The sequence below is a fragment of the Streptomyces sp. KL2 genome, from assembly GCF_046529545.1.
Lineage (GTDB): Bacteria > Actinomycetota > Actinomycetes > Streptomycetales > Streptomycetaceae > Streptomyces > Streptomyces radiopugnans.
Window position 1 is genome coordinate 5,700,289 of the sequence record NZ_CP127170.1, and the last position, 15,879, is coordinate 5,716,167.

Genomic DNA, 15,879 nt, shown 5'->3' on the forward strand with positions numbered 1-15,879 from the left:
CCGGCCGGGGACGAGGCGGGCGTTCACGGCGCGGCGGCGCCTCCGCTGCTGTCGGCGAACGCGCGGGTGAAGTGGTCGGCGGCCTGCCGCTGGGCCTGTTCGGCCTTGTCCAGGACGGCCGAGGCGCCGAAGAACTCGTGCATGACCCCGTCGTAGCGGGCGAGGGTCGTGGCCACTCCGGCGTCCTGCAGGCGGCGTGCGAACTCCTCGCCCTGGCTGCGCAGGACATCGCGCTCGGCGGTGATCACCAGGGTGGGGGGCATGACCGCCAGCCGGTCGGCCGGCAGCCCGAGCAGGTCGACCCTCGGGTCCTTCGCGGCGTCGGGCCTGCCGTCGAAGGCATGCGCCGCCATCCAGCTCAGCAGCGCACGGTTGAGGGGCCTGCCGTCCGCGGCGTCCTCCATCGACTCCCCGTACTGCTCGCCGGTCGTCAGGGGGTAGACGCAGACCTGCGCCGCGGGGACCGGCTCCCCGGCGGCGGCGAGCTGCAGGATCGTCGCGGGCGCCATGTTCCCGCCGACGGACTCCCCGCCGATGCCGATGCGGTCCGGGTCGCCGCCGATGCGGGAGGCATTGGCGACGGTCCAGCGGTAGGCGGCCAGGACGTCGTCGTGGGAGGCGGGGAAGACCGCCTCCGGCGCGCGCCGGTAGCCGGGGGAGACCACGATCGCGCCGGTCTTGTTCGCCAGCCCGCGGCAGGACGCGTCGTAGGTGTCGATGTCGAACAGCACCCAGCCGCCGCCGTGGATCCACATGATGACGGGCCGCGGACCGGAGGCGGGGGCGGAGGGGGTGTAGACGCGCAGGGTCTGCTCGCCGCCGGCCGCGTCGGGGATCGTCAGGTCCTCCACGGACCCCACCGGCTCGGGCCCGTCGATCCCCCGCTCCTCCATCACCTTCCGCACGGCGGCGTCGGGGCCGGGCTGCTTGCGGGCCTGGTCCGGGGTGAGGGTCTCGAACGGGAGGGGCTCCAGGGCCGAGTGGGCGTCGACGACGGCCTGTGCCTGGGGGTCGAGCAGCCCGGACGCGTCGGTGGCCAGCCGCTTCTTCTTGCCCGTGACCGAGGCCCTGCCCTCGTCGACGGGCTTGGCGAGCTTGCCGGCGGCCTTCTCGGCGGCGCCGCCGCCGTCGGGCGCGTGCGGGTGCGGGGCGGGCGGCGCCTGCCGCTTGGCGGCGATGAACTGCCTGCCGAGCTCGGCCATCCGCTCCGGGCCCACCTTGGCGCGGAAGGCCGGGAGTTCCTCGCCCTCCTCGTCGGCGACGTGGTGACGCACCAGGGTGATGAGTTCGGTCAGCGCCCGCTCGAACCCGGCCTCGCCCGGGTCCGTGCCGTCGAGGGTCACCAGCAGTTCCTTCATGCCGTGGTGCTCCTCGCGGGCGTCGTGGTTGGCGTCCTCCATGCCCAGCTCGGGCCAGAGCGGGTAGAGCACGACCTCCTCGGCGAAGGCGTGCAGCGAGAGCTCGAAGCAGATCTGGTCGACGAGGGTCCGGCGGTCGCCCCGGCCGGCCTCCAGGTGCTGGAACTGCCTCTCCACGATCGCGTGATCGTCGGCGATCAGGTGATCGATGTCGCCGGGCTGGGTGGGGTAGGACAGGGCCACGTCGTCAACTCCTGAAGGGGGGCGGGTGTCCGGTCGCCGGAGTGCGGTGCCCAAGAAGTACCTCTTCGATCGGGAAACATGCTTCCTTCCCACCGTTGGCCCACCGCTGTGGGAGTGTTCCCCGGGCATCCGTCGCTCTCGTCATGACCGCCCGGACGGCAGTGCGCACCGGTCAACGGACAGAACGTCCGGCCGCCGCGCAGCCAGCGGTCGCGCGGTGCCCTCCTTGCTTGTTCAAGCGGTCCGCACCGCGCCGGGCGCCCGTGGTACGGAGAGCGGGCGTCGGGAGGCGGAAGCCCGCGCCGTACAGAAGCGGCAGTTGTCCGCCGTTCGCCGTTGCGGCGCTTGTCCGGGGTGACCAGGGAGCCTGCCGGGGCGGCCCGAAGACCGCGGAGTGAGTCCCCTGCCGCGCGTCGTTGCTCCGTTCAGGCCGGATCCGGTGGGCGGGGCGGGTGCGCACGGCCGCGCCTCGGCGCTGTGGGATGGAGTGGGAAGGGTGCGCGGTGAGGGCTTGGGTGGCCGGAGCCGGGCTCTGGGGACGGTCTCGCGGGAGGGCTCCTTGTACACGCGACACCCTCACAACACGATGGGCGGCAGAGAGGCTACGCCGCCGATTCGGGTGTGCTCCCCGAGCGGTTCGGCGGACCAGGCGGGTGATTTTCCCGTCCGGACGCGGACGAACGCGCGGCGGGGAGTGCGCATCGGCGGCGACAGGGGGTACCCGCCCCGGCATGACGGAACAGAATCCGGACAAGGACGTTGAGGACTGGGCCACCGGAGAGGAGCCGGCGACCGGGCCGCAGCTGAGTTACCTGCGGACTCTTGCCCGGGAGGCGGGGGAGGAGGTCCCTGAGAACCTCACGAAGGCCCAGGCGTCGCAGATGATCGACCGCCTGCAGGGAAGGTCGCCCAGAACGGCCGGGCGGAAGGACGGGGACGGCGAGGAACCGGAAGAGGGGCGCGCTTCCTGACCACGGAGCGTCCTCCCGGCCCGCGCGTGCCCACGGTGTCCGGCGCACCGCGCCACACGGCCCGCCTGGCGTTCCCCCTCTGCCGCGCGCCGTGGTGGACCCTGCAGCCGCGCTCGGCGAGCGGGGGCCGCGCTTCGCCGATGACGCGGGTGATGGTGGAGCGGTCCACGCCGAGCCGGCAGGCCGGCACGTCGCGCGTGGTCGCGTGCCGGAGACGGACCAGGGCGGCCGGGAGGTGGGTGTCTGGCCCGGCGCCGTTCATGCCGCAACGGACCCGGCTCGGCCACCAGCTCAGCGATCACGTCGGCGACAAACCGGTGATCCCCCGGTCGCTGGCGATCGCTGCACGCGTCACGTTCGCCACCACACAACCATGATCAGCGATCGGCGGCTCGACGCCTCACCGCCCACCGTGCACGACTTCGTCAGCCGCTGGAGCGCACGGGTCTCCGCGGGGCAGCGTTCTGCTGCCGGTGAGCGGCCATTTCGGCAGGGCTGCCGTGAAAGGCGACAATGCCGCGACGCCCGTGAGGAGCGGCATGCACAACAGGAGTACCTGCCCGGTGCGGATCAGGAGCAGTCGCAGGCCGGGCTCGGCGGGGAACCGCTGCGGCCGCCGCTGTCCGCGTAGGTGAGCACGTAGTGGGTCGGCGTGCCGCGCACACCGGCGAGCCGCTTGGCCACCTCCTCCACCGGACCGGGGTCCATCGTCACGTACGCGCTGGTGTCCTTCGCCGTGCAGATACGCGGCTTGGAGCCGGTGCATTCCAATGGGACGGGGTCGGGTGCCGCACGGTAGAAAAGACCGTAGTAGGGGTGGTGCGAGAATGAGGTCACCCAGGTCGGGGTGGGGGCCGTCACGATCAGACGCAGCGCGGCCAGGCGCCGGTGACGGGCGCACAGGAGCAACGCCGTTGCGGCCAGGGCAAGGAGTACGGCGGACACGAGCCAGGGCAGCCACTTGGGCGGTGTGCCGAAAGCGTAGCCGAGGCAGGCCACCATGGCCTGCGCCGCGATGTCCGAGGTGATGGCGTCGAGTGGAACGGAACTCCGCTACACGGTCTTCGAGAGAGTGAACCCCACCACGGTGACCACGAGCAGATAGCCGCCCAACGGCCAGAGCACAGCGGGCGCCACCGCCGTCATGACGTGCGGCAGAGGCCGTCGGGCGGCCGTGACGCCGAGCCAGTCCGTGTGTTGCCGGGCGTCCGCACCACCCAGCCAACAGGCGAAGGCGGCGGTGATGGGCAGTCCCGTCGAGAGCAGCACCGAACCGGCGGTGGTGACCCCCATCGCCCAGTTGTTCCACCACTGCTCGATGTCCCCGAGGATCTGCCGCAGCATGACAGCCGTTCCCAGAAGCGCCCCGAGTGCGGCGATACCGTGCCGCAGTTGGGGGGACAGCGCAGAAGCATGCCCGCCGCTCCCCCTGAAGGGCCTCCGCGCCCACGTGCGCTGCAGCGAAATGCCTAAGTCCATGCCTCTTCGGCCCCCCATGCGCCGGAGCCTACCCACAGTCACCGAGTCCTTTCAGGCTGGTCCCCGTGCGGGTGACGGGCGGGCCGACCGCAACGCACGGAGCTCCCGTGCCGTTGAGTGAGGTGCTGGACGCCTCAACTCCACAACCCGAGAGCCCTGTGGGTTCCGTGGCGCCGACGGCTTCGACGAAGGTGGCACGGTTACGGACCGCCACCTCCCACATGGCGTGGACTCCCGCATGGCGTGGACGGTGGACTCGCGGGAGCCGCCGCAGGAGGCGCCCGGCGGCAGCTCGCACTCGAACCACGGGCACCGCGGACCGTGTACGAAGGGGGTCTCCTCGCGGTCACGGACCGGACAGCGTCGCGCCGGGGACAGACCCTCCCCGGCCGTCAGCACGGCCGAAGGTGCTGCCTCGCTCGCCGCCACAGCGCGGCGGACCTCGGGATGCGGATGTGCCGCGAGTTCTGCGGCTGCATCCGGTGTGGCCCACAACGCGAGCTCGGCGACGATCCCTTGGTGCCCGGACGGGCTCATCGTCCGCGATGCCGGCATCAGCAACATGAACGGAGGCCGGCGCGCATCTGAGCCGGAGGCTACACCGGACACCTCACCGACCGGACCGGCCGGCACCTCGGAGTGGTCCTCGACATCGTCCGCCGCAACGACGACGTCCAAGGTTTCCAGATCCTGCCCCGCCGCTGGGTCGTGGAGAGATCCTCCGCCCGGCTCCCGCGCAGCCGGCGCCCTGTCCGTGACTACGAGTGCCGCACCGACACCAGCGAGACCGTCGTCCTGTGGCCGATGACCATGCTCATGAGCCGCCGCCCGGCCGCCCCCAGGACGTCTCGGCCGGTAGCGGGCCAAGACTCCCGCAGCAACGGCGATCCCATGCCTGACCGGCAGGAACCGCACAAGAGGTTCGGAAAGGGAACGACCTCCGACGCGCAGGTGATGCCGGGTCTTTCTTCGGGTTTGTCTGCCTGTGGGGGGCGGAGGTGCCGGGGGTGCGGCGGTTGTTCAGTGGTGTTGGAGGGTGACGGCGTGGGGGGTGTGGTGGGGGAGGGCGAGGGCGGCGATCCAGGGGTGGGGGAGGGGGAGGGTGTCCACGCGCCAGGTGGTGGGGGTGCCGGTGGCGTTGGTGGTGATGTGGGCGGGGCCGGGGGCCCAGAAGCGGGTTTCCAGTTGGTTCAGGTCGGAGCCGATGCCGACGCCGGTGGCTTTCAGGACGGCTTCCTTGCGGGTCCAGCAGCGGAGGAACGCCGTGCTGCGGGCGGTGCCCGCTGGTTGGGCGAGCAGTGCGCGTCGTTCGGCGGGGGTGGTGGTGGTGTCGGCGAGTTCGTCGGTGCGTACCTGGCGGACCGCCTCGACATCGACGCCGACGGGGAAGGGGGAGACGGCCAGCAGGCCGAGGCCGGCGGTGTGGGAGATGCTGATCCACCGGTCGGTGGCGGGGCGGTGGATCGCGGGTGGGCCGTGCTGCCGGCTGTGGCACTTGGGGCAGGGGTTCCGGCCAATTGTTATCGAGCCGGTCGGCACTTGAAGAAACTCGGACAATATGCGACGCACTGCTGCTCGGCAGGTAATGAACTCGTTGGCCGCGGCGGCGGATTTCATTTGGTCTGCACGACTGCGTTCTGCGGTGTCGAGAATGGCGATATCGGTCCTGCTTGATCCTTTGGGTGACACTTTCCACCACCACACGTGAGTGACGGTGGCGTGGCGATTGGGCGTCAAAGAGGTTGCGGGACCGGGAGGCCGTATGTGTCCTGTAGGCACCGGGTCACCGTAGGTTCCCGTGTCAGAGAGAGGCCAGGGTCGGCCATCGGATGTCCGCAAGCGGACACCGATATCACTCTAGGTGGCGAACCGTAGGCCAGGAGTGACGGATGTGGAATCGGAACCACTGATTCCGTTACCTGGCTTGCATCTTGCTGACAGCGCGGTAGGGGGAAAGGTCGAATATTGGCGAAGAGTTGTGGTTCTCTGCATTTGATTTCAGCCATACTGCGAGACGATCTCACTGGCTGAGACGTAACGTGCGGATCACTGTCCGGGGGGCAAGGCGTCATGCGTTCGGTGCGAAGTATTTGCTTTTTCAATAAGCGCCGGGCGGATCGGCGGTGGCAGCCCGGGTCGCCCGGCTGAGGAACCGGGGCTGAGACGCGCGAAAGGGCACGCAGGCTTTGAACGATCATGGGGGGAATCACACGTGGCAGGTACTGCATTCGATCTTCCAGGTGTCAGCGGGCTGGAGGGGAGCGCTGCCCAGAGCCACGCCGCTCACCTGGAGCAGACGCTGTTGCAGGCTCGTGCACTGATCGAGTCCACGGTCTCCCTGCACCGCCGGCGTCCGGCCGCGGTGTCGGGGGTGATGCGGACCGACGGCGCGGTGACCGCCGAGACCCTGGAGCGGCTCGTGCTGCGGGCCCGGCGCTCGGTGAGCGTGACGCTCACCGGCTGCGCCGTGTTCGCCGAGGCTGTCCTGAGGAGTCTGGAACAGGTGCCGAGCGGAGTGGTCGTGCGCGTCCTGTGCACTCCCGCCGCCGTCGACGTGGCGCTCAACCGGTCCCGCCGCCCGTCGGCGGTCCGGGTGTTCCGGCACGAGCTGAACGGACTGGTGGTGGTCGACGGCACGCTGGCGTTCCTGCGGTCCGCCTCCGGCGGGGAGGGGGGCGGCCGGGCGGCGATCGTCACCGACACCACGGCGGTCAGCGCTCTGGAGCTGCTCTACGCGAGCGCGTGGTCGCGCGGGCGCAGGTTCCTCGGCCACACGGAACTGAGCCCCCGGCTGCGCACCGAGTTCACGCGCCGCATCCTGGAGCGGCTGCGGGCCGGGGACACCGACGCCACCGCCGCGCGTGACCTGCAGGTGTCGCTGCGCACCTACCGGCGGCATGTCGCCGAGATCATGCGGGAACTCGACGCGTCCTCCCGTTTCCAGGCCGGCGTGCGCGCGGTCGAGTTGGGGTTGCTGCCGCAGGAGCAGCGACCCGCCGTGTGACGCGGTGCGGCCGGTGTGAAGTAACCGTGAGAACGAACTGCCGACGGTGATTGTGGGGTCACAGCGTGTGCAGACGTCCCGGGGACGAGTTCGAGTACGCCCTTCTACAGGTCAGGGAGCTGATTGAGTCGACCATGGTCATCCATCGCGACCGCAGCAGGCGGGAGCAGCTCATCACGGCGGTCACCGGGGGCTACGGGAAAATCATGCGTGTCGCCCGGGAACTGATCGAGAGGGCCGAGGAGAGCGTCGACGTCCTGCACTCCCGGGCGCCGGGCCCCGGCGAGCAGTTGGAGGGCGTCGGATGGATGGAGAACGGTCTGTTGCAGTACGCGCGGGACACGGTCCCGACGCGGCTGCTGGTCAGTCCGGAACTGATCGAGAAGTCCCTGCTGCGCCGGCGGCCGGACGGGGACGGGCCGGTGGCGGTCCGGGTGGCCCGGTTGCCGCCGTTGGAGGTGTTGACCACGGACGACACCGCCGCCCTGGTGGTGGCCGGGTCCGCGGCCGGCCGCCGGGCCTCCCTCATCAAGGCTCCCGAGGTGCTGCAGGTCCTGCACACCCTGTTCGAGAGCATCTGGTGCAGCTCGGTGCCCGTCGGCGAGCGCATCGTCTTCGGCGACCGTGACAGGGCACTGCTGATCCGGCAGATTCTCTCCGCCCTGCGGGCCGGGGTCACCGACGAGGTCGCCGCCCGCGAACTGACGGTCTCCGTGCGGACCTACCGGCGCTACGTCGCGGAGATCATGACGCTGCTCGGGGCCAGCTCTCGCTTCCAGGCGGGGGTCCGGGCCGCGGAGCTGGGACTGCTCCCGCCCACGACGGGGCCCGGACAGGGCGGTGATCCCGGCCCGTGAAGCGGCCTGGCAGCTTCATGAAACGGGCGTTGCCCCTCTCCCGCGCCGCACAGTTGGATGGGGCCGGGGACGGAGTTCCGGTTCAAGGGCCTTCCCGTCCCCGGCGGCCCGCCACACCCCCCGCAGGCCGCCGGTACGCGGGGACCCGCATGCCTTGGCCCTGGCACCGGCGGGTCCCCGTTGCCTCGGTGCATTTCCGTGCGGAAGGCGGATCCATGACTCAGCGGCCGGTCGGCCTGGTGTTCCCCGGCCCGGGGAGGCCGAGGCAGGCGATGGGCGGGCCCCGGAACGGCCCCCTGTCCCGGGACGTGACCGCGGGAATCCCCCGGGCCGCCGGGGAGGACCTCCCCGAACCGCTGCTCCGCACCCCGGCCGGAGGGCTCCGGCGCGCCGGCCCGGCGCAGCTCCCGATGTACGCCGGCGCGGTGACCGTCCCTTGCGGGGCGGTGCGGGGCGGGGCGCCCGGCGGGCCCGCGGCCGCCTGCGCGGGCCGCCGCCTGGGCGGGTACGCCGCCCTCGCCGCCGGGGTGGCCAACGCCGCCGCGCGGCCGTACGGCGGCGACCGGACCGGGGCCGCAGCCCGCCGGCTCACCTCGCCGGCAGGCCGGGGGCGGAACGTGCGCGCCCACACCGGCCCCCTCGGCGGCAGCCGGGCGGGACTGATCCGCCGGACCGCCCCGGACATCGAAGCGGTGTCCGGGGACGGTCCCGGCGCCCTGGACTGACGACCATCCCGCGCGGGGGAGGAGAGCGGAACACCATGCCACCTGGCACCGACCACATCCGGCTGTGTCCTCACGCCGTTTCGGCGCCGCTGCGCAGGCGGCTGCCGGGCCGCCAGGCGGTGGCGTGCGTCGACGGCGGCGGCCCGGGCGACACGGCGGGCCACGCCGGGCGCGCCCGGGCGCGGACCGCTGGTGAGGGCTCCGCCGCGGAGACGCCCTCCGGCGGCCGCCTCCGCCGCAGACCTGCGGCGGTCCGGCGATGACCACGGCGGCCCGGGAGTGGGTCAGCGGGGTGGGCGTGCTCGACAAGGCGTCCGTACTGCTGGAGATCGTGGAGCAGGCCCCGGCGCCGTTGAGCGAACTGGTCTCCCGCAGCGGCCTCGCCCGTCCCACCGTGTACCGGATCGCGGTGGCACTGGAACGGCTCGGGCTGCTCACCCGCGACTGCCGCGGACGGTTCGTCCTCGGCCCCAGGTTCGGCGCCCTGGCGGTGCAGGCGCGCTACGACCGGCTGGTCCGGGCGGCGGCTCCGGTGCTGGCCGAGCTGCACGCCGCGACCGGGCTGGAAGCACGCATCGTGCGGCGCCGCGGGAGGGTGCAGGTCTGCGTCGCGACCTCCGCGGACGGTGCGGCCGGACCCGGCGGCGCCGAGAGGGCGCCGGTGGGCACGGCCAGACCCGTCACCGCTGGTGCGGTCGCCCTGGTGCTGCTCGCCTGGGAGGAGCCCGAGGAGATCTACCACGGGCTGCGCGGCGCCCGGTTCACCGCCGGCCATCTCTCCCAGGTGCGTCGCCGCGGCTGGGCCAGGGGAGCCGACGTCATGGTGCCCGGCGAGGTCGCGTACGCCGTGCCCGTGCGTGGCGGGGACGGCCGGGTGGTCGCCGCGCTGTCGGCGTCGGGTACGCCGAGCCGGATGGGCCTGGTCCCCAGCCGGCGGCTCGGCGCGGCCATGTTCGACTCGGCTGCCGAACTGGGGGACGCGCTGCAGCGAGCCCGCACCGCACCGGCCGCGCCGCGCGCACCGGCCGTGCCGAGGGGGCGATGACGGCGGTGGCCACCCGCCGCGACCGCTGCGGGCAGGGCCCGCCGGTGTCCGGCCGCGGCCGGACACCGGCGCCCTCACTGCTGCGGCTTGGTGATCGTGAAGAGCACCCGCAGCACCAGCACCGTACTGACCAGCAGCAGGTTGTAACCGAAGACGTCGAACAGCCTCAGTGAGTCGGAGATGCGGGGGCCGCCCTCGGCGGCCAGCAGCAGCATGCCCAGGACCCCGGTCAGTCCGCCGAGGAAGGCGAGCAGCACGTCACGGACGATGCCCCGTATGAAGCGTCGGTCCCGCTCGTCCGCGAGCAGCCGTACGCTGACGCTGAGTCTGCCGTGCTCGAGCGCGCTGCTGATGCGCTCCACCCGGCGCGGCAGCCGCAGCAGCATCGGCAGCACGGCGGCGGCCTCGTCCGCCAGGGACCGGCTCAGGTGCTCGGGGGAGAGTCTGCGGGTGAGCTCGCGGGAGGCGAAGGAACGTGCCTCCTCGACGATGTCGAATCCCGGCATGAGCCGGTTCAAGGAGCCCTCCACGGTGGTCAGCGCGCGGAAGGCCGCGGCCACCTCGGGCGGCACGGTGAGTCCGTACTGGGCCACGATCACGAACAGGTCGGTGAACATCTCGTGGCTCGGGGGAGCGCCCGAGGTCAGGTGGCGGGCCGTGAAGCGGCCCAGCGCGCGCTTGAAGCGCTCCTCGTCGATCTCCTCGGGGCGCTCGACCAGTTCCAGCAGGGCGTCGGACATCGCCAGCGGATCGCCGCGGTCGATCGCCATGAGCAGGTTGCGCAGGCTGGAGCGGAGCATCTGGTCGATCCGGCCCAGGGAGCCGAAGTCCACCAGGCCCAGCCTGCCGTCCTCCAGGATCAGGATGTTCCCGGGATGGGGGTCGGCGTGGAAGACGCCCTCGGACATGATCTGCCCCAGCAGGCAGCCGAGCAGGTCACGGGCGAGTTCCCCGCGGTCCAGGCCGCGCGCGTCGATGACGGCGTCGGCCCGGTTCAGGGTGACCCCGTCGAGCCACTCGACGACCAGCACCCGTTCGCTGCACAGTTCCTGGTGGACCCGGGGGAACCGCACGCGCGGCGCGGTGTCAAAGCTCTGGTCCTTCGCGCTCTGCTGCGCTCCGCCGCCGGCCCCGCCCGCGGGCCCGGTGTCCCCCGACGGGGCGGCGTTCGCGGCCACGGCCACGGTGTTGCGGGCCTCGGTGCGGAAGTCCAGTTCCTCGTGGAGCGAATCGGCGAATCCCTGCACCAGCTCACGGGAGCCGACGGTCCGGCCCCACTGGGTGTGCCGCTCCAGCATGTCGCTGATCCGGAAGAGGATGTCCAGGTCGCGCTCCACGATCTGACGGGCGCCCGGCCGCTGCACCTTGACGGCCACCGCCTGGCCGCCGCGCAGCCGGGCCCGGTGCACCTGGGCCATGGAACCGGCTGCCAGCGGCTCGGGGTCGAACTCCGCGAACACCTCCACCGGCGAGGCTCCCAGTTCCTCGGCCAGCACCCGCTCGATGTCGGGCCAGGGTTCAGGGGCGACCTCGTGCTGCAACGAGCTCAGTTCGTCGACGAACACGTCGGGCAGCAGGTCGTAACGGGAGGAGAGCACCTGGCCCAGCTTGACGAAGGTGGCTCCCGCCTCCTCCAGCGCCAGCCGCAGGGACCGGGCCAGTTCCGCCTGTTCCTGCGGGCTCTTGCCGGCGCGTCGGGGCCGGCCGGTCAGGAAGCGCCGCAGCCCGTGCCGCACGGCGATTCTGCTGAGTTGCGTGTAGCGCCGGCTGCGCGCCAGCCTGCGGCGCACCGCACCGGGCCAGCGGACCACGCCGCGCACCGACCCGCTGGGGACCACGGCCTCGGAGAGCGCCAGGAAGATCATGGCGGCGATCAGAGCCGCGCCGAGCTGCACGGTCACCAGCGGGGCGCGGCTCGCCGCGGGACCCATCGGAGTGCCGACCACTCCTGCGGCCAGCAGTCCCACGCACCCGGTGAGAAGGGCGCGGACCCTGCCGATTCGCAGTCCGAGCAGTCTGCGGGCCACGACAGCCATGATCATCGGGCCGAGCAGAGCGCCGGCCGCGGCTATCAGGAGAACGGCGACTGGTTTCACCCCGCTGATCGTAGGAGCTGTTCCGTGCCGTCGGACGACACGGGCACAAGATGCCCGGCGCCCCTCCGCGAGGAGGAGCGCCGCCCGGCCCCCGGGGGCCGGGCGGCATTCCCGTCCGTCACCCGTGCCGGGCGAGGGCGGGTTCCGGCGCCGGAGCCTCCTCCGGCTCGGTGTCCGGCGTGACGCGGCCGGGCCACCACGTCCGGTGACCGAGCAGGGTCGTCACGGCGGGCACCAGCAGCAGGGCCATCACGAAGGCGGTGAGCAGGATGCCGAAGGCCACGGCGAAGCCCATCTGCTGAAGCATGGAGTTCTGGGCCAGCAGCAGGACGCCGAAGGTGCCCGCGAGGATGGCGGCCGCCGTGCCGATGGTCGACGCCGAGTGGGTGATCGCCTGGCGGACGGCCTGCGCCGGGGCGTTACCGCGCTTGACCTCCTCGCGCAGCCGGGCCACCACCAGGATGTTGTAGTCGGTGCCGATCGCGACGACGAACAGGTAGACGATCACGGGCAGTGTGAAGGGCAGACCGGCCTCGCCCATGAGGTTCTGGAAGAGCCAGACGGTGGAGCCCAGCGTCGCGGCGAAGCCCAGGCCGACCGCGAGCATCAGGTACCAGGGGGCGACGACGCTGCGCAGCAGCAGACCGAGGATCACCATGATCGCGATTCCGGCGGCCGGGAAGACCACGGAGTAGTCGCGGTGGGTGGCGTGCTGGATGTCGGCGAGCACCGCCGAGGTGCCGCCGACCAGGACTCGGGTGCCCTCCGGCGCGGCCTGGTGGGCGGCGTCGCGCAGCGGTCCGGAGACCACGTCGATGGCCTGGGTGCTGTCCGGCTTGTGCTTGAGCACCACACCGAACCGGGCGACGCTGCCCTCGGGGTTGAGGACCGCGGGTGTGACCTGCCCGAGGCCGGCCGCGGACAGCTCCTTCTCGTAGGCGAGGACCTGGCTCCGCTCCAGCTTGCCGCCGTCCTCCGCCTCCAGGAACACCTGGGTCGGGTCGGTCTGGCCGGCCGAGAAGCCGCGCTCGAGCGTCTCCGCCGCCTGTACCGACTCCAGGTTCTTCGGCAGCGAACCGGCGTTGTCGAAGACTGTGGTGAGGTTGAGGACGCCCGCGGCCAGCACGGCCAGCAGACCGCCGGAGGCGGCGGCGACGAGGGCGGGGCGGCGCGCGGTGAGGGAGGCGGTCCGGGCGGCGAGCCCGTGCCGCGGTTCCCTGCGCCATGCCTTGGACGGCCAGAACGCCTTGGTGCCCAGCAGCGAGAAGACCGCGGGCACCAGCGTCAGCGCGGCCAGCAGGGTGACGGCGACCGAGATCGCCAGGGCGGGCCCCATGGCCCGCAGCATGCCCAGGGAGGACAGCAGCAGGGCGAGGAACGCGGCGATCACGGCGCCGGCGGCCGAGGCGATGGTCTCCCCGACCCGGGCGACGGCCTCGCCCATGGCCTCCTTCGGCTCCTGCCCCAGGCGCAGGAACTCCCGGTAGCGGAAGAGCAGGAACAGGATGTAGTCGGTGCCGACGCCGAACAGCACCACGATCAGGATGGACCCGATCGAGGCGTCCGCCTGGAACCCGCCGAACTCGGCGGCGGTGGAGATCAGCCCGGTGGCCACCACGAAGACCAGGGTGATGACCAGGACCGGCAGGATCGCGATCAGCGGGCTGCGGAAGATCGCGGCCAGCAGCACGACGATCAGCACCAGGGTCGCCATCATGATCATGGCGTCGGTGTCACCCGAGGACTCCAGGGTGTCCAGCGTGGTCGCCGAGGCTCCGGTGATCCCCATGTGCAGGGAGGTGCCCTTCAGAAGGGGCTTGGCCTCCTCCCGCATCTGCTTGATCGAATCGAGCAGATCGGGGTTGTAGGGGTCCTTGGTGGTCGCGACGATGCCCGCCAGGGCGATCTCGCGGTTGGGGGAGACGGCCTGCGCGCTGGTCTCCACCTTCTTGATCTTGTCCAGCCCGGCCTTCTCCAGACCGGCGGCGACCTTCTGCACGTCCGCCAGGTCCTCCTCGGTCAGCTTGCCGCCGTCGTCACGGCGGAAGACCATCACGGAGGCAGGCTGCTCCTGCTGCGGGAAAGCACGTCCCTGGAGTTCCCCGGCCCGCACCGACTCGTAGTGCGAGGGGAGGAATTCGGCCTGGTCGCTGACCGGTTTCAGGGGCGGAGCCAGAGCCGCCGTGCCCATCGCCGCGATCACCCACACCAATATGGTCAACCAAGGATGTCTGACGGCGGACCGTCCGACCCGTCCGAACATGGGGGGAGGCTCCTTCGAAAGGGGGTTCATAAGGCGGACCGATTGTCTTCCGCGCGCGTCCGTCACCGTCGGCCACCAGCGGCATCTGGCATCAAGTTGCCGTTCGCCGCCGGCAGGCCGTCCCGCCCCCGCCGGAGCGCGGCCGGCGGGAGCGCACCCGGGAAGCGACCGCGACGGCTGCCCCGGCCGAACCCTCACCGCCCGCGGGCCGATCCGGCCGGCGCCTGCCGAATTCCCGCAAACCGTATGCCGGAACGAAGCCGGCGGTAAATCATCGGGACCTCCTCGGCCACCGCGCTTCCACGGCATGGTGACGGAGGGTGAAAAATCCCGCCCGAAGCTTCCGGATCAAAAGGAAAACCGTTGCCGGCAGAACAGTTCACGGGACTCGCCGTTCGTTTCCTTCGGCGCGTCCGGCGCCGCCACCGGGTTCCGGAGAACCCCGCGGCGGCGGACGGTCCCGGCGTGCGCGCCCCGCCCCGGAGACGTCCGGCGCCCTGGGGGCGCTCCCCGGCCGGACCCGGCGGCACACGGCCGGGGCGAGGACCGCGGGCCGGACGGCCGGACGCGGAATTACCGCCCATGTCGTTCGCCGTTTCACCGTTCCCCCGAATCTCCGTTTCCGGACTTCGGGCCTCGCGGCATCGGGGCGGACGGTGGCACCTTCATGTCAGGCCGGTTGTCGCTCGTTTGGCGGACTGCGAGGATCACGGTCGAAGGCAACCGACCGAGATTTCCGTCCCGTAGGCTCGACAGGATGAGTTTCCTCGTGACCGCAAAGCAGTTGTACGAGGCTCCGCTGCCCGCTTCACCGGACGGCCCTCTGTCGTATTCCTCCGTGCTCCTGAGCCGGCTCGGTCCGAACCGGCCGGACTTCGAGGCCCGTCTGGGCCGGGCGCTGGCCGCTGCCGAAAGGCGGCTCCGGGCCTGCTCCCGAGACGCCCCCGATCCCAGGGCGGCGGAACTCACCGGGCATCTGACGGCCACGGGCGGCAAGCGGCTGCGAACGCTCCTGGCACTGCTCGCTGCGGAGTTCGGGGACCCGTCGCGGGAGGGCGTCGTCCAGGCGGCCGTCGTCGCCGAACTCGTCCACGTCGCCTCGCTCTACCACGACGACGTGGTGGACCGGGCCGCCACCCGCCACGGTGCCCCCACCGCCAACGTCCTGTGGGGCAACCGGATGGCCGTCCTGGGCGGGGACTGGCTGCTGGCCAGGGCCGCCCGGCTCGCCGCCGACCTGGTGCCCGGGGCGTTCAGCCTCAACGCCGACACGGCGAACCGGCTGATCGCGGGCCAACTGCGCGAATTGGCCGGGCCCGCGCCGGGGGAGGACCCCGTCGAGCACTACCTCCAGGTGACGGCCGGCAAGACCGCCGCGCTGCTGGCCATGGCCCTGGGAGTCGGCGCCCTCCAGGCCGGCGCGCCCGAAGCGGTCGCCGACATCCTCATCGAGTACGGCGAACAGCTCGGCATCGCGTTCCAGATCGCCGACGACCTGCTGGACCTCTCCTCCCCCGATGCCTTCACCGGCAAGGAGCGGGGCCAGGACCTGCTCGCCGGAGTCCCTAGCCTCCCGGTGCTGCTCGCCCGGGAGGACACCGACCCGCGCGACGCCGAACTGCGCGAACTGATCGAGGCCGGGTCCGCTGCCGGAGCCGACTGGCACCTGCGGGTCCTCGAACTCTTCCCCTCCTCGCGGGCCACCGCCCGTGCCGAGGCGATCATGCACCAGCGGCTGGCCAGGGCGAAGGAGGCGCTCGAGTCTCTGCCGCCACTGCCGGCGCGCCGCACACTCGACGCCCTCTGCGACTTCGTGGCCTTCCGTACCGGCTGAGAGG

Annotated in this window: 13 protein-coding genes and 1 pseudogene; 6 read left to right on the forward strand and 8 right to left on the reverse strand. The window is 72.0% G+C overall.

Going from position 1 to position 15,879, the window contains the following annotated elements:
• Positions 1-23 precede the first annotated feature (23 nt).
• Positions 24-1,601: an alpha/beta hydrolase fold domain-containing protein gene (locus tag QPK52_RS25595; protein WP_410539844.1), complete on the reverse strand. Its 1,578-nt coding sequence runs from the start codon at positions 1,599-1,601 to the stop codon at positions 24-26.
• Between the two features lie 731 nt (positions 1,602-2,332).
• On the opposite strand from QPK52_RS25595, the gene QPK52_RS25600 reads away from it, so the two are divergent.
• Positions 2,333-2,572, forward strand: a complete 240-nt coding sequence (locus tag QPK52_RS25600; protein WP_410539846.1) for a DUF3072 domain-containing protein — start codon at positions 2,333-2,335, stop codon at positions 2,570-2,572.
• On the opposite strand, the gene QPK52_RS25605 is transcribed toward QPK52_RS25600, so the two are convergent.
• The 5 genes and pseudogenes from QPK52_RS25605 to QPK52_RS25625 form a co-directional block, all read right to left on the reverse strand.
• Complete coding sequence (locus tag QPK52_RS25605; protein ID WP_410539847.1) at positions 2,460-2,834, reverse strand: transposase family protein; 375 nt, start codon at positions 2,832-2,834, stop codon at positions 2,460-2,462. The two genes, QPK52_RS25600 and QPK52_RS25605, sit on opposite strands and share 113 nt — an antisense overlap.
• 308 nt (positions 2,835-3,142) lie before the next feature.
• Positions 3,143-3,574 carry a hypothetical protein gene (locus QPK52_RS25610; protein ID WP_410539848.1) on the reverse strand — a complete coding sequence of 144 codons (432 nt, stop codon included), beginning with the start codon at positions 3,572-3,574 and terminating at the stop codon, positions 3,143-3,145.
• Between the two features lie 51 nt (positions 3,575-3,625).
• Complete coding sequence (locus QPK52_RS25615) at positions 3,626-3,916, reverse strand: hypothetical protein (RefSeq protein WP_410539849.1); 291 nt, start codon at positions 3,914-3,916, stop codon at positions 3,626-3,628.
• 369 nt (positions 3,917-4,285) lie between these two features.
• Positions 4,286-4,564 (reverse strand): annotated as a pseudogene (locus tag QPK52_RS25620) (hypothetical protein); the annotation flags it as partial.
• Between the two features lie 507 nt (positions 4,565-5,071).
• Complete coding sequence (locus QPK52_RS25625) at positions 5,072-5,590, reverse strand: 4'-phosphopantetheinyl transferase family protein (RefSeq protein WP_410539850.1); 519 nt, start codon at positions 5,588-5,590, stop codon at positions 5,072-5,074.
• Positions 5,591-6,263: 673 nt separating this feature from the next.
• On the opposite strand from QPK52_RS25625, the gene QPK52_RS25630 reads away from it, so the two are divergent.
• The 4 genes from QPK52_RS25630 (at position 6,264) to QPK52_RS25645 (ending at position 9,682) form a co-directional block, all read left to right on the forward strand.
• On the forward strand, positions 6,264-7,055 hold the full coding sequence (locus tag QPK52_RS25630) for a DNA-binding response regulator (protein WP_410539852.1): 792 nt from the start codon (positions 6,264-6,266) through the stop codon (positions 7,053-7,055).
• Positions 7,056-7,120: 65 nt separating this feature from the next.
• Entirely contained in the window at positions 7,121-7,912 is a 792-nt protein-coding gene (locus QPK52_RS25635; protein ID WP_410539854.1) for a LuxR family transcriptional regulator, read from the forward strand.
• Positions 7,913-8,127: 215 nt separating this feature from the next.
• The gene (locus QPK52_RS25640; RefSeq protein ID WP_410539855.1) at positions 8,128-8,637 is read left to right on the forward strand and encodes a hypothetical protein; all 510 of its coding nucleotides are present in this window, start codon (positions 8,128-8,130) and stop codon (positions 8,635-8,637) included.
• 259 nt (positions 8,638-8,896) lie between these two features.
• Entirely contained in the window at positions 8,897-9,682 is a 786-nt protein-coding gene (locus QPK52_RS25645; RefSeq protein ID WP_410539856.1) for an IclR family transcriptional regulator, read from the forward strand.
• Positions 9,683-9,756: 74 nt separating this feature from the next.
• On the opposite strand, the gene QPK52_RS25650 is transcribed toward QPK52_RS25645, so the two are convergent.
• The gene (locus tag QPK52_RS25650; RefSeq protein ID WP_410539857.1) at positions 9,757-11,778 is read right to left on the reverse strand and encodes an ABC1 kinase family protein; all 2,022 of its coding nucleotides are present in this window, start codon (positions 11,776-11,778) and stop codon (positions 9,757-9,759) included.
• A gap of 118 nt (positions 11,779-11,896) precedes the next feature.
• Positions 11,897-13,999, reverse strand: a complete 2,103-nt coding sequence (locus QPK52_RS25655; RefSeq protein ID WP_410539858.1) for an MMPL family transporter — start codon at positions 13,997-13,999, stop codon at positions 11,897-11,899.
• Positions 14,000-14,798: 799 nt separating this feature from the next.
• On the opposite strand from QPK52_RS25655, the gene QPK52_RS25660 reads away from it, so the two are divergent.
• Positions 14,799-15,875: a polyprenyl synthetase family protein gene (locus tag QPK52_RS25660; protein ID WP_410539860.1), complete on the forward strand. Its 1,077-nt coding sequence runs from the start codon at positions 14,799-14,801 to the stop codon at positions 15,873-15,875.
• Positions 15,876-15,879 lie beyond the last annotated feature (4 nt).